Genomic DNA, 12,396 nt, shown 5'->3' on the forward strand with positions numbered 1-12,396 from the left:
TCAACCGAACTTGCGCACCAGGCGGTTGACCAGTCCGCGCAGCATCAGATAGGGCACGATCGCCAGGACGATCGCGACGACGACGGCCTCGCCCGGATAGACGAAGCGCGCGACCATCACCTGGTAGACGACGTCCAGGACCAGCGCCAGGATGAAAACCTTGCCGACGTGCTTCCAGCCATCCAGTTCCATCTCCCGGCGGTGCTGCGGATCCTTCAGCAGCCCCCAGAAGTACGGCGGCTTGTCCCACTTCGCATCCTTCAAGCCATCCAGGACCGCAAAGATGGCGGCCATGGTCGGTTGCAGGAGCAGCCTGAGTTTCATCGGCCCGCTGACCCGGTCGATCATGTTCTCGACGAAGCGCATCCACATGTCGTCCATACCGAGCTCCCGGACCTACTGTTGGAGAAACAGCCAGGCAGCCGTGAATCCGCCTGCCAGCACCAGCAGCACCGTGAGCATGATCACGGCGCGATGCAGCGGCCTGAATCGCGCTTTCTCGATGTCCTCGTTGACGTGCCAGTAGCGGTACAACGACCACACGATCAGCACCAGGCCGATGACGACCATCCCGGCACCAGCGTGCTCCGAGCTGCGCAGCATCGGACCGGTCTGGTTGGCCGCCACCTTGCCCTGCTCCTGCAGGAACACGCTGAAGCGGTTGATGGTGATGCCGAAGCCGATCAGCGAGATCGCGGTGCGCAGGTAGGACAGGTGGGTGCGTTCGTTCGACAGATGCGATCGCAGGTCGGACAGACCGGTGCGATGCTCCGACAGGTTGGTGCGGTGCTCCGACAGCTGGGTCCTGTGCGTCGAAAGCAGGGTCGACGCGGTACCGCTGTCCTTGCCTTCCACCGACCTGGCCAGCGCTTCCGGCAGCGGCTTGACGCGGTCGCCTGCGGGATCATGGGGAGTATTCACGAAGCCTCCGCCGGGTTGCCGGGCGCGTCTTTCAGCTGCGCCGCTTCTTCCAGGTCGCGTTCGAGGAAGTAGTTGAGGAAGGTGCGGATCAGCGCGATCGCAGCGAGCTGGCCGATGTCGTCCCAGCTGGGTGCGATGGCGCTGCGCACGATGTCCGCCGCGAGCATGAACTCCAGGCTGAGCACCAGCCAGCGGGCCAGGACCAGCCACGCCGCACGGCGCACGCCATGCGTATCCACGCGCGCGATCAGCGGCACCACGAGCCGGTACAGGGACTCCATCGCGCCGATCACGATGATCAGCACCGAGGCTGCCTCGAGCGCCAGCGCCACGGCATTGGAGAGCTCGCGGAACAGCGCTTCCATCGCTAGTCGCTCCCCCGCCCGGCACGGACCACGCAGCGGAAACCAAGATGCGACGTCGAGGTATCGACCGGCTGCGACATGCGTGCGGCCGGGCGATAGCGCTGGCAGTAGTTCGGCGCGCACAGGTGCGAGCCGCCCTTCATCACCTTGCGCGGGATGCGGATGTGCGGCTGCGCCGGATCGAAACTGGCGTCACGTGCACCGCCGCGCGGATTGCTTGGAATGCAGCAGGCCTTGGCTGCAGGTTCGGCGTGGCGCTGGCTGTACCAGTCGCTGGTCCACTCCCAGACGTTGCCGATCATGTCCGACAGCCCGTAGGCATTGGCTGGATACGTGCCGACCGGCGAGGTGCCGACATGCCCGTCCTCGGCGAGGTTCTGCCAGGGAAACTCGCCTTGCCAGGTATTGGCCTGGTGCTTTCCGCACGGAGCCAGTTCATCACCCCATGCGAATTCGGTATCGCCCCCCGCGCCGCGCGCGGCCCATTCCCACTCGGCCTCGGTCGGCAGCTGCTTGCCGGCCCAGCGCGCATACGCCTCGATGTCGGCATACGCGACATGCACGACGGGGTGGTTGTCGCGACCATCGAGCGAACTCGCTGGACCCAGGGGGTGTCGCCAGTCCGTGCCCGGCACGAATTGCCACCACTGGTAGTGATTTTCCAGTCCCACGCGATGCGTCGGCGGGACGAAGACCACCGACGCGGGGATGAGCATCGCCGGATCGGCGCCAGGGTAGTCGGCCGCATCGGGCGCGATTTCGCAGAACGTCACATGGCCGGTATCCGACACGAACTGCCCGAACCGGGCATTGGTGACCGGGGCCGCATCCATCCAGAAGCCGTCGACCTTGACCTGGTGTGCTGGCGCTTCTTCGGGATAGTGATGGTCCGACCCCATGCGATAGCTGCCCGGGGGAATCCAGACCATTCCCGGAAGCGGTGCGAGTCGCCCCACGTCCGCATGGACCTCGTTTTCCATCGTTGCGTTCATTGACAGGCTCCGGAGGAACTCGACGCGCTCGCGCATGCCTGCGGTGCAAGCACCGCGATGGCAAGCCGAAAGAGGCGGATCAGCGGACGCATCGGCGCCGGACTGGCGTGCGGCGGCGATCGACTTGACTGTCCGACTTAGTTGAGATCCTTGTCGCGGTAGTACTTGGTGCCTTTCACGGTCAGCTCGGCCGCGAGTCCGTCGTCGGTGATCTGGTAGACCCAGACGCCCGGCGAGACCGACACTGCGCCGGCGTACGCGGCGCCCTGTCCGCCGGCCTGCGCCGCAAGCGTCGCCTGGCCTCCGAACTCGAAGCCCTTGGTGACGAATTCGTCGTACGCCGCCTGCGTGTCGAACACCCACACGACCCGGAATTTCTTGACGCCGAAGCCGAGGCCGGCCTGCACCTCGGCCATGCGCATGAAGATTTCCCGCCCCGCCCTGTCGACGGCCATGCCCTTCCCGGAGCCACCGCCAGCGACCAGGATCTTCATGCCGAAGTTGCTGAATACCGCGTGCCCGGCCGCGCCTTCCACCGCCTGCCTGGCGCCCGGCTGCGTGGCGTAGAGCTCCTGCAACGTGCTGCGCGCTGCCGCGCGCACCTCATTGCGTTCTTCCTCCACCGCGGCTGCGCGTTCCTGGCCGGGTGCCGCATCGCGGATGTTGCTGCTGGTGCAGCCAGCCAGCACCAGCAGGGCCAGCGCTGAACACTGGAGCCAGGCGAACTTGGATACTTTCATGGCGCGGTTCCTCGATGCGACTCGTTGCAAGCCATATGCGCGCGGGACGACGTACGCCGTGTGGGGGAGGCGACCTGTCTGTGACGCATGGAAGCAGGAAACGCGCACGGGCCCAATTGCCCCTTGGTCGCATCGGTTCAAACGCGGGCGGCTCGCTTTGGCCGCGTCCTCAGGTGGGAGCCGGCCCCAGGCCACGCCCGTCCTGCGCGCCACCATCGGATCCGGGGTGGTCACTCGCGGGCAGGCTGAAGGCGAGCGTTGCGCCGGGACCCGCGTTGTTGGTGGCCCACAAGGTGCCGGCGTGGGCATTGATGATCGTCCGACACACCGCAAGCCCGAGGCCGAGGCCCTCGCGCTTGCTGGTGACGAACGGCACGAAGATGCGCTCGGTGTCTCCGTCTGGAATGCCCTTCCCGATGTCCGAGACCGACACGGTCACCCGGTTGTCGGCCGCCAGCACGGTCACCACCGAAAGCTCGCGGCCATGCGCGAGGTCGTTCATGGCATCGCTGGCGTTCATGATCAGGTTCAACAGCACCTGCTGCAGCTGCACCTTGTCCCCGTGCACGCGCGGCATGCCCTCGGCGAGGTCGAGCACCACCTCCACGCTCCTGTTCAACAGGTCGCTGCGGATGATGCGCAGGACGTCCAGCACCACTTCGTTGACGTCGAGGCTTCCGTAGTCGGAGAGCTCCTTGCGCAGCAGCGCACGCAGGCGGCGGATGACCTCGCCCGCGCGCTTGTCGCTGTCGACGATGTTGGCAAGGGCGTCGCGCACTTCCTCGAGGTTGGGCGGTGCGTGGGCCAGGAAGCGGACCGCCGCCTGCGCGTTGGCCAGGATCGCGGTGAGCGGCTGGTTGAGCTCGTGCGCCAGCGAACCCGACAGCTCCGCCAGCAGGGCCAGCCGCGACAGGTGCGCAAGCTCGTCGCGCTGCAGCGCGATCTCGCGCTCCATGCGGATCCGTTCGCGCAGGTCCATCACCGACACCAGCACGAACGGGCCGGACTCCATCGGGATCGGGTTGAGCGCCACATCGATCGGGATCCGGGCCCCGTCCTTGTGCAGGCCGTACATGTCGCGGCCGTTGCCGATGGCGCGCTGCGCGGCCATGAACCTGGTCCGATCGGCATGATGGACGCGGCGGAACCGCGCCGGAACGATCCGCTCCACCGGCATGCCGGCCAGCTCCGCGCGCGAGTAGCCGAACAGCGCTTCCGCCTGCTGGTTGGCAAGCGCGATGCGGCCTTCCGGATCGGTCATCAGCATGGCCAGGGGTGCCTTTTCGACGACCAGGCGGAACCGCTCCTCGGCGTGCTTGCGCTCGGTGATGTCGACCAGCACCCCGTCGATGCGCGTCACCGCGCGCCCGTCGCCTGACTCGGCCTGGCCGCGGGCCACGAGCCAGCGCGTGGTGTCGTCGGGAAGCAGGATCCGGTACTCGCACATGTAGGCGCCATCCGCGTTCAGCGCGTCCCGCAGCGCATCGTCGAAGCGATGGCGGTCTTCGGGATGCACGCGTTCGAGCAGCCGCGCCATGTCGAAGGCCTCGCCGGGGCTGCACCCCAGCAGGCGCAGCGCGTGATCCGAGAACCAGGAGCGCCCACCGGCCATGTTCCAGTTCCAGAGCCCGACATCGGCGGCGTGCACCGCTTGGTCCATCCTGCGCCGGGTCTCGTGCAGCCTCAGCTCGGCGGCAGCCAGGTGCCTGGCCAGCTGGCCGGCCCGAAGCAAGTCGCCACCGAGCTCATACCCCATCCCCAGCAGCACGAACAGGAAGGCGGGACTGAAGGCCAGCGGACCCCGCACCTCGCCATGCACCACCGCCCAGGTCCATTCGCCGGAGAACAGGACGAACAGCACCATGCCGCCGCCGACCACCAGCACCCTGCGACGATCGGGGGAGGGCCCGCGGCGCCAGACCTGCACGATCGCGCTGGCGATGAACAGCACCAGCAGCAACACGCTGGCATGGCCCAGCGCCATCCACGGGCTGGGGAGCGCGCCTGCGGGCACCGAAATGGCATCGCCGCCCCATACGGGCAGCGTCCGCAGTTCCGCAATCGAGTGGAAGTTGAGGTTCGCGCCGGAAAGGAAGTTGGGCGCCAGGCATGCAATCCGGCTCAGGCAGGCCGCCACCGCCAGGGGCATGCTTCCGGCACGAAAGTGCACGAGCACGAATCCGACGAGCCCCACGACCAGCACCGCGATGGGGACATGGGCCCAGCGCACCAGGTCGCCGTACTCGTCCGGCGTCCGCGCGCGCATCAGCGCCAGTTCGAACATCGAGATGAGCGCGACCGAGACCGCGGTCAGCGCGAACAGGACGTTGGCGTGCTGGCTCCTCTGCCTGCACCAGATGACGAGGTGGATGCCCGCGAGCGTGAGGCTCGCAGCCGCCACCATGGGCCACACCAGGTTGATCCAGCTCAAGCCCAGCATTCCGGCATCGACCCCGTTGGCGAGCGCGGCCAAGTCTACTCCCGGAAGCGGGCCGTGCCCGCCTGCGCGGGTGCCGGCGCGGACGCCGCTGCGGTGCCGTCCATCGGACGGGCGCCTCCCCGGCCGCCGTGGCGGCTTGCAATGCGACGCATGGGCGCGCATACCCGTCGCACAGGGCAACGGTTGCCAGCGGATGGCGACTCCAGCAGGTTTATGGACGATGGACGCCCATGGCACTGTCTACGTAATCGACGACGATCCCGACGTGCGCGATGGTTTGTCGCGCCTGCTCCGCGCCATCGGCTGGGACGTGCGCGCCTATGCGACCGCCGATGCATTCCTCGAGGAGCGGCCCGGCCACCTCGACGGCTGTGTCCTGCTGGACGTCAGCATGCCCGGGATGACCGGGCCGGAGCTGCACGACCGGATGCGCGAGGACGGCAACACGCTGCCGGTGATCTACCTGACCGGTCAGTCGACCCTCGCGATCGGCGTGCGGGCGATGAAGCAGGGTGCCCGCGACTTCCTCGAAAAACCCGTCGATGAAGCCGTGCTCGTGCCGGCCATCGAGCAGGCCATCACCGACCATCGAACAGCCCGCGAAGCGCAGGGTCGCCTGGACGGCATCAGCCTTCGGCTCGACCGGCTGTCGCCACGCGAACGCGAAGTCATGGACCACGTGATCGCAGGACGCCTGAACAAGCAGATCGCGGCCGATCTCGGCATCGCGGAGAAAACCGTCAAGGTCCACCGCGGCCGCGCCATGGGCAAGATGGAGGTGCGGTCGGTCGCGCAGCTGGTGCGGCTGTGCGATGCGGTCGGCGTCGGGATCTAGGCGCCGCGAACGGATGGGATCATGGTCCCATTCTCCGTCTGTCGCCCCAGGGCTAAGGTCGCCACAGTACGGCGACCACAGGACCTCCGACGTGGCCAAGATGTCCGGCATCGGGCGCTCCGTGATCGTGTACATCGTCGATGACGATGAGGCCGTCCGCGAGGGCTTCGCCAAGCTGTTCCGCTCCGCCGGCCTGGATCCGCGCCCCTATGGCTCGGCCGAACGGTTCCTTGGCGAAGTGGTGGACGGCGAGGATGCCTGCATCCTGCTCGATATCACCATGCCGCGCATGACCGGCATGCAGGTGCAGGCGGAGTTGAAGGCGCGCCAGCTGAAGCTGCCGGTGATCACCGTGTCCGCGCGTGACGACGAGGACACGCGCTCCATGGCGCGCAACCTGGGCGCACGGATGTTCCTGCGCAAACCGGTCGACGACCAGGCTTTGCTCGACGCGATCCACTGGGTCACCAGCCGGGACCAGGGCGGCCAACGGTAGGAGATGCCCCATGCCCGCCTCGCCGCTGCCGGAGAAGGCGCTGTCGCGCGACCTGCTCGATGTACTCATCCGCGCCGGCCTGGTGTTCGCGCTGGCGGTCTTCTGCTTCCGGATCTTCCGTCCGTTCCTCGACCTCCTGCTCTGGGCGGTGATCCTGGCGATCACCTTCTACCCGCTGGACTGCAACCTGAAGCGAAGGCTGGGCAACAAGGATGGCCGCGCCGCCACCGTGATCGTGCTGCTCGCGCTCGGCGTGCTGCTGGTCCCGATCTACCTGCTGGGCATCTCGCTGGCCGGTTCCGCGCAACATGCGATCGCCGTCGTCAAGGACGGCGGCTTCCATATCCCGCCGCCATCCCCGTCGGTCGCGGATTGGCCGCTGGTCGGTGGACGCCTGCATGCCGTGTGGCTGCAGGCGGCAAACGACCTGACCAGCCTGGCCCAGAAGTTCGCGCCGCAGCTCAGGGAGACCAGCCTGGTCCTGCTTGGCAAGCTCGCGGCGCTGGGCATGGGCCTGCTGGTGTTCATCGCGTCCCTGATCGTCGCCGGCATCATCATGGCCTACGCGCAGAACGGCCATCGCAGCGCCGTGCAGATCGCCTCGCGCGTGTTCGGCGCCGACAGGGGCCCCGGGATCACCGCACTTTGCACATCCACCATCCGCGCGGTGGCGCTGGGCGTGGTCGGCATCGCCTTCATCCAGATGCTGCTGATCGGCGTCGGCTTCGTGCTCATGGACGTCCCCGGCGCCGGCTTGCTGGCGCTCGCGGTGCTCCTGCTGGGCATCATGCAGATCCCGGCGACGCTGGTGACGCTGCCGGTGATCGTGTTCGTCATCGTCACCCAGGGCGTCAGCGTGGCGACGATCGTGTTCTCGATCTACGTGTTCGTCGCGGGACTCGTCGACAACGTGCTCAAGCCGCTGCTGCTGGGGCGCGGCGTCGCGGTGCCGATGCCGGTGATCCTGGTCGGCGCGCTGGGCGGGATGGTCACCAACGGCATCATCGGCCTGTTCATCGGTCCCGTGGTGCTGGCGGTCGCCTACCAGCTGTTCTGGCAGTGGGTCGAAGAGCCGCTGCAGGACGAACCGGCCCGCCCTGCCCTGATCCGGGAGAATGACACCTGCCGTCCCGACCTGGGCCGTGGGCGATGCCAGTGAGCGAGGAAGCCTTCGTCCGGCCTATCCGCCATGACCATGGTGGCTCCGCACGCCAAGGCTGCGATAGAGCCGGACGATGGCTTCCTCGCTCACCAGCATCACCACGATCACCACGATCAGCGTCACCAGCCCATGGAACCTGCCGTCGAAGCGGACGCTGTCGCCGAACGTCAGCGAGAGCGCCTCGAGGATCACGAACTTCGACCCGAACAGCACCAACCATGCGAAGAAGAACCGCAGGAACCGCATGAGGCCACCGGCGCGTGCGTTGAAGAACACCGCGACGCGATGTTCGACTGCGATTGTCAGCTTCAGCAGTGCCTGCAACAGCACCGCCGCCAGCAACGAGACGGTGAACGAGTCGATCGTCACCTTGTCCGAGTATTCGACGAACAGGTTGAGCACGACCAGGTCGATCAGGATCGCGGTGAAGTAGCGCATGAACAGACGCTGCCGGTTCGTGGGTGCGGTCGCCAGGGCCGGCATGAGCGCAGCGTAGGCAACGGCTTTAGCATCGATATGCATGGCGTCTTCTCCGGGGTTTGCGGCGACTCGGTGGAGGATCCCGATCAGCGGATCACGGATCCTGGCGGTGCGGGACGAAGCGGGAATGCGCGGTACCAGACGAGGTGCATCGTCCCGACCGCGAAGGCGCCGGCGAGCGCGAACTGCGACAGGCGCGCCAGCCACAGCGACAGCGAACCCGGCCCCGACGCGATCGCGGAGCCGAGAATGATCAACATGGCATTGCAGGCGACCAGCGCCACGGCGCCCATCGGACCGCCGGCGACGATGCGCTGGCCGAAGCCCAGCAGCACCACGCACAGCAGGATCGCGAGGAACGGCAGGCTCGGCGTGGTCAGCAGCAGGCTGTGCAGGACAAGGCCGAGCAGGCCGCCGGCGAAGTTGCCGAGCACCATGCCCAGCGCCTGCGCGCGACCGGACTGCAGGTCGAAATTGACCACCAGCATCACCGTCGCCACCAGCACAGGCAGCACGTCGGCCAGGCCGAACAGCAGGTAGACCAGCATCACCGGCATCACCACCGCGGTCGAAAGCAGCGCGCGCGCCAGCGGCGTCGCGGTGCTGGCGCGCGCGGCCGGCTTTGGCACCGGTACTGGCAAGCGCGGCCAGGGCAGGTGGACCAGGGCGATCACCACCAGCGCCAGCGCGATGCCCCGTACCAGTGCCACCGGGAAGGCGCCCGCCTCCGCGGGCGCGATCATCACCACGACCGGAATGGTCGCCAGGCAGATCAGCAGCAGCATGAACGGCAAGGCCGGGCGGCCGCCGAGCATCGCCAGGAACGCCAGGAACATGCACAGCGCAATCAGCCCGAACAGCACCACGGGCGTGCCGCGCAGCAGCGAGGCGATCACGAATGCGAACAGCGCCGCCGCCGCCATCGCCACCACCAGCACCAGCGCCAGCTTCAGCGGCGGCCGCATCGGCAGGTTGGCCAGCAGCACCGCGGCGAGCACGGGGGCGAGGAACGACGGTGCCCACTGCAGGGCCTCGCAGGCCACGAACGCGGCCGTGACCCCGACCGCGAAGCGCAGCGTCGCGTGCAGCCTGGCATCGGCGTGCTCGGCTGGCCTGGGAGTGGCCGGCTGCGCGCTCATTGCAGGTAGCTCAGCTTGGCGATCATCCAGATCCAGGCGCGCGACAGCGGGTTGAGCAGCGAACGCTCGCGGGTGAGCACCACCACGTTGGCCTGCGCGCCGCTGCGGCCGGGCGGCAGCGGCTGCACGCCATCTGCAGGCGGATCCAGCACGATGCGCACCGGGAAGCGCTGCGGCTCGCGCAGCCAGCCGCTGGGCGCCGGCACTTCGGGCAGCTGGCCGGTCGGCGCCTCGCCGCCCTGCGCAATGCCCCAGCCGACGCTTTCCACGCGCGCGGCGAACACCCTGCCCGGCCGATCGTCGAACACGACGTAGGCGCGGTTGCCGGCGGCGATGTTGCCCAGCTGGTTCTCGCGCATCGCCGCGGTCACCCAGCGCGGGCCGTCGGCGACGAAACTCATCACCGGTTGGCCGCGGCTCGCGAACTGGCCCGCGGAGAGACGCAGGTTGGTGACCGCGCCGTTGGCGGGCGCCACCACCGTGGCGTGGCGCAGTTCGAGCTCGGCCTGCTCCATCGCCACCAGGGCCTGCCGCACCTGCACGTTGCCGTTGCCGGCGTCGCCGAGGCGGATGCGCGCGCGCTCGGCTTCGGCCTGCGCGCGGCTGGTCTCGGCGCGGGTCTTGGCGATGTCGGCGCGGGCGCGGATCGCCGAGGTCTCCGACAGCGCGCGCTTGGCCGAAAGGTCGAGCACGATCTTGCCCAGCTCCTGGCTCGCGGCCAGGTCGACGCGCTGGCGCTGCAGCTGCGCATCGGCCACGCGCACGTCGGCCGCGGACGAATCCGCGCCCTGCTCCGCCGCGGCCAGGTTGGCCTGCGCCGCGCGCAGCGCGATCTGGAATGGCAGGGGATCGATGCGGAACAGCACCTGCCCCTTCTCCACCTCGTGGTTGTCGCGCACGCCCACGGCGACCACCGGCCCGCTGACCTCGGGCGCGATCTGCACGAGGAAGGTGTCGATCGAGGCCTGCGAGGTGTACGGCGTGATCCGGTCTGCGAACAGGTGGTAGACGAACAGCGCGAACAGCACGGCCAGCGTCACCTGCACGATCCGCCGGACGCGCCGCGCGCTGCGCGCCGTGGCATCGGGCTGCGGAGCCGCGGCCGGTGGCGGGGACGCGGGCGGCGGTGGGGACGCGGGCCTGGGCTGCGTCGCGTCACCCGGGGAGGCGGCGGTCACGGGTCCGGCGTGGGGCGGGTTCGGCATCGGCGTGTCCGTCGGTCGCGTTACCGGGGCGGATGCCCGGCCACGGGCGGGCGCGCGGCGTTGGCGATGTCGTCCATCGCAGGCTCGCTCCACGTTGTTGGAAACGGCGCGACGGGCGCAATCCAGTCACCCCCCAGCGCGCGATACAGGTCGACCAGGGAGCGATAGCCGTCGCCGCGCGTGGTGCTCAAGGCCAGCTCCGCCGAGAACAGGCTGCGTTCGGTGTCCAGCACATCGAGGTAGTCGGCATAGCCGTTGTCGTAACGCTCGCGCGCAAGCTCCACCGCGCGCTGCAGCGCCGCCACGCGACGTTCGAGCGAAGCGAGCTGCTCACGCGTGGCCCCGATCGTGGCCAGCGCATCGTCGACATCGCGGAAGGCGCCCTGGATGGTCTGCGCATAGGCCGCCAGCGCCTGCTCGCGGCGCGCTTCCGCCTGCTGGTTGGCTGCATCGATGGCACCGCCCGCGAAGAGCGGCCCGAACAGCTGCCCCACGAACGACCAGGTGCGCGCGGGTCCGCTGAAGAGGTTGTCGAGGTCGCGGCTGGCGCTTCCGCCGGCACCGGTCAGCGACAGACTCGGGAAGTACAGCGTGCGCGCGGCGCCGACCAGCGCATTGGCGGCGATCAGCTGCTGCTCGGACTGCAGGATGTCGGGCCGTCGGGCGATCAGCCCCGAGGGCAGCCCCGCCGGAACCGGTGGTCCGGCCAGGTCCTGCAGCCTGCCTCCGCGCGCGATCGGGCCGGGATTACGCCCGACCAGCATCGACAGCGCATGCTCCTGCCGGGCGATCGCCTGTTCGAGCTCCGGGATCGAGCCGACGGCGGTCTCGTACTCGGCCGTCACCTGCATCATTTCGAAATCCGAGACCGCACCACCGTCGAGCCGCAGCTGGAACACGTCGACGTTGTGCTTGCGGCCTTCGAGCGTGGCCTGCGCGATCTCAAGGCGCTTATCGAGGTCGAGCAGGGTGACGTAGCCGGAGACCACCGCCGACACCAGGGTCAGCGCCACGCCGAGGCGCGCCTGTTCGGTCGCCAGCAGGTTGGCGCGCGCGGCCTCGCCCTCGCGGCGGATGCGCCCCCACAGGTCGAGCTCCCAGCTGGCCGACAGCAGCGCGGCGTAGTCGCCGCCGACCGCGGAGCCCGCGCGCTGGCGTCCGGCGCTGGCGCCGTAGCCGGCCTGCGGCAGGCCCTGGGCGCGCGTGGCGACCACGCGCGCGGCGAACTCGTCGACCCGGGCCGTGGCGATGCGCAGGTCGTGGTTCGCGGCGAGGGCTTCCTCGACCAGCGCGTCGAGGGCACTGTCACCAAACCCGCGCCACCAGGCCGGCACGTCCGCCAGCGTCGCGCCCGGCGACGACGCGGATCCGGCCTCCGCCGCGAAGCGCCAGGCCTCCGGCACCTCCACGCTGGGCCGCACATAGTCCGGGCCGAGGACGCAGCCGGCGTTGCCGCAAACGAGAATGGCGAGGGTCAGGCTGCCCGACAGTCGGAAGCGGCCACTGCGGGGCATCGTGACCACGGGTTCCGCCACGGCTGCGACACCCCACCGCGGCACTGTCTGCAGTTCGGTCACGGCCCGGATCCTGATCGGCTAGGGAACGAAAGCCCAACCGGGGG

The 12,396-nt window shown here is 68.9% G+C and carries 13 protein-coding genes; 3 read left to right on the forward strand and 10 right to left on the reverse strand.

Annotated elements, in window-relative coordinates:
• The 6 genes from ACW5F0_RS06960 to ACW5F0_RS06985 all read right to left on the reverse strand — a co-directional run bounded on the left by ACW5F0_RS06960 (nucleotide 1) and on the right by ACW5F0_RS06985 (nucleotide 5,491).
• On the reverse strand, nucleotides 1–381 hold the full coding sequence (locus ACW5F0_RS06960; protein WP_456965689.1) for a hypothetical protein: 381 nt from the start codon (nucleotides 379–381) through the stop codon (nucleotides 1–3).
• A 15-nt stretch (nucleotides 382–396) separates the two neighbouring features.
• A complete protein-coding gene (locus ACW5F0_RS06965) occupies nucleotides 397–921 on the reverse strand; it encodes a YidH family protein (RefSeq protein ID WP_456965688.1) in 525 nt (174 codons plus the stop codon).
• On the reverse strand, nucleotides 918–1,286 hold the full coding sequence (locus tag ACW5F0_RS06970; protein WP_456965687.1) for a DUF1622 domain-containing protein: 369 nt from the start codon (nucleotides 1,284–1,286) through the stop codon (nucleotides 918–920). The genes ACW5F0_RS06965 and ACW5F0_RS06970 overlap by 4 nt, the downstream gene beginning before the upstream one ends.
• Before the next feature lie 2 nt (nucleotides 1,287–1,288).
• Nucleotides 1,289–2,314 (reverse strand): formylglycine-generating enzyme family protein, encoded by a 1,026-nt coding sequence (locus ACW5F0_RS06975; protein ID WP_456999366.1) that lies wholly within the window; start codon nucleotides 2,312–2,314, stop codon nucleotides 1,289–1,291.
• A gap of 101 nt (nucleotides 2,315–2,415) precedes the next feature.
• Nucleotides 2,416–3,018, reverse strand: coding sequence for a lipid-binding SYLF domain-containing protein (locus tag ACW5F0_RS06980; protein WP_456999367.1), 603 nt, complete (start codon nucleotides 3,016–3,018; stop codon nucleotides 2,416–2,418).
• Between the two features lie 169 nt (nucleotides 3,019–3,187).
• Complete coding sequence (locus ACW5F0_RS06985; RefSeq protein WP_456965682.1) at nucleotides 3,188–5,491, reverse strand: PAS domain S-box protein; 2,304 nt, start codon at nucleotides 5,489–5,491, stop codon at nucleotides 3,188–3,190.
• Nucleotides 5,492–5,678: 187 nt separating this feature from the next.
• On the opposite strand from ACW5F0_RS06985, the gene ACW5F0_RS06990 reads away from it, so the two are divergent.
• From ACW5F0_RS06990 to ACW5F0_RS07000, 3 genes are all read left to right on the forward strand, one after another.
• Nucleotides 5,679–6,293 carry a response regulator transcription factor gene (locus ACW5F0_RS06990; RefSeq protein WP_456999368.1) on the forward strand — a complete coding sequence of 205 codons (615 nt, stop codon included), beginning with the start codon at nucleotides 5,679–5,681 and terminating at the stop codon, nucleotides 6,291–6,293.
• Nucleotides 6,294–6,393: 100 nt separating this feature from the next.
• Entirely contained in the window at nucleotides 6,394–6,789 is a 396-nt protein-coding gene (locus ACW5F0_RS06995; RefSeq protein WP_456965745.1) for a response regulator transcription factor, read from the forward strand.
• A gap of 10 nt (nucleotides 6,790–6,799) precedes the next feature.
• On the forward strand, nucleotides 6,800–7,948 hold the full coding sequence (locus tag ACW5F0_RS07000; protein WP_456999369.1) for an AI-2E family transporter: 1,149 nt from the start codon (nucleotides 6,800–6,802) through the stop codon (nucleotides 7,946–7,948).
• A 21-nt stretch (nucleotides 7,949–7,969) separates the two neighbouring features.
• Here ACW5F0_RS07000 and ACW5F0_RS07005 read toward each other — a convergent pair whose 3' ends face one another.
• The 4 genes from ACW5F0_RS07005 to ACW5F0_RS07020 are packed head-to-tail and all read right to left on the reverse strand — an operon-like array spanning nucleotide 7,970 to nucleotide 12,352.
• Entirely contained in the window at nucleotides 7,970–8,473 is a 504-nt protein-coding gene (locus ACW5F0_RS07005) for a hypothetical protein (RefSeq protein WP_456965679.1), read from the reverse strand.
• Nucleotides 8,474–8,517: 44 nt separating this feature from the next.
• Nucleotides 8,518–9,570 (reverse strand): DUF2955 domain-containing protein, encoded by a 1,053-nt coding sequence (locus ACW5F0_RS07010; RefSeq protein WP_456965678.1) that lies wholly within the window; start codon nucleotides 9,568–9,570, stop codon nucleotides 8,518–8,520.
• Nucleotides 9,567–10,775 (reverse strand): HlyD family secretion protein, encoded by a 1,209-nt coding sequence (locus tag ACW5F0_RS07015; RefSeq protein ID WP_456999370.1) that lies wholly within the window; start codon nucleotides 10,773–10,775, stop codon nucleotides 9,567–9,569. Before ACW5F0_RS07015 ends, ACW5F0_RS07010 begins: the two co-directional genes overlap by 4 nt.
• Nucleotides 10,776–10,795: 20 nt before the next feature.
• On the reverse strand, nucleotides 10,796–12,352 hold the full coding sequence (locus ACW5F0_RS07020; RefSeq protein WP_456999371.1) for an efflux transporter outer membrane subunit: 1,557 nt from the start codon (nucleotides 12,350–12,352) through the stop codon (nucleotides 10,796–10,798).
• Between the last annotated feature and the right edge of the window lie 44 nt (nucleotides 12,353–12,396).

Source organism: Luteimonas sp. A534 (assembly GCF_054072805.1).

Coding starts and splice junctions, on each gene's coding strand:
- ACW5F0_RS07000 (WP_456999369.1), top strand. CDS start 6,800: ATGCCCGCCTCGCCGCTGCCGGAGAAGGCGCTGTCGCGCGACCTGCTC.
- ACW5F0_RS06995 (WP_456965745.1), top strand. CDS start 6,394: ATGTCCGGCATCGGGCGCTCCGTGATCGTGTACATCGTCGATGACGAT.
- ACW5F0_RS06990 (WP_456999368.1), top strand. CDS start 5,679: ATGGACGCCCATGGCACTGTCTACGTAATCGACGACGATCCCGACGTG.
- ACW5F0_RS07005 (WP_456965679.1), bottom strand. CDS start 8,473: ATGCATATCGATGCTAAAGCCGTTGCCTACGCTGCGCTCATGCCGGCC.
- ACW5F0_RS06980 (WP_456999367.1), bottom strand. CDS start 3,018: ATGAAAGTATCCAAGTTCGCCTGGCTCCAGTGTTCAGCGCTGGCCCTG.
- ACW5F0_RS07015 (WP_456999370.1), bottom strand. CDS start 10,775: ATGCCGAACCCGCCCCACGCCGGACCCGTGACCGCCGCCTCCCCGGGT.
- ACW5F0_RS07010 (WP_456965678.1), bottom strand. CDS start 9,570: ATGAGCGCGCAGCCGGCCACTCCCAGGCCAGCCGAGCACGCCGATGCC.
- ACW5F0_RS06960 (WP_456965689.1), bottom strand. CDS start 381: ATGGACGACATGTGGATGCGCTTCGTCGAGAACATGATCGACCGGGTC.
- ACW5F0_RS06975 (WP_456999366.1), bottom strand. CDS start 2,314: ATGCGCGAGCGCGTCGAGTTCCTCCGGAGCCTGTCAATGAACGCAACG.
- ACW5F0_RS06970 (WP_456965687.1), bottom strand. CDS start 1,286: ATGGAAGCGCTGTTCCGCGAGCTCTCCAATGCCGTGGCGCTGGCGCTC.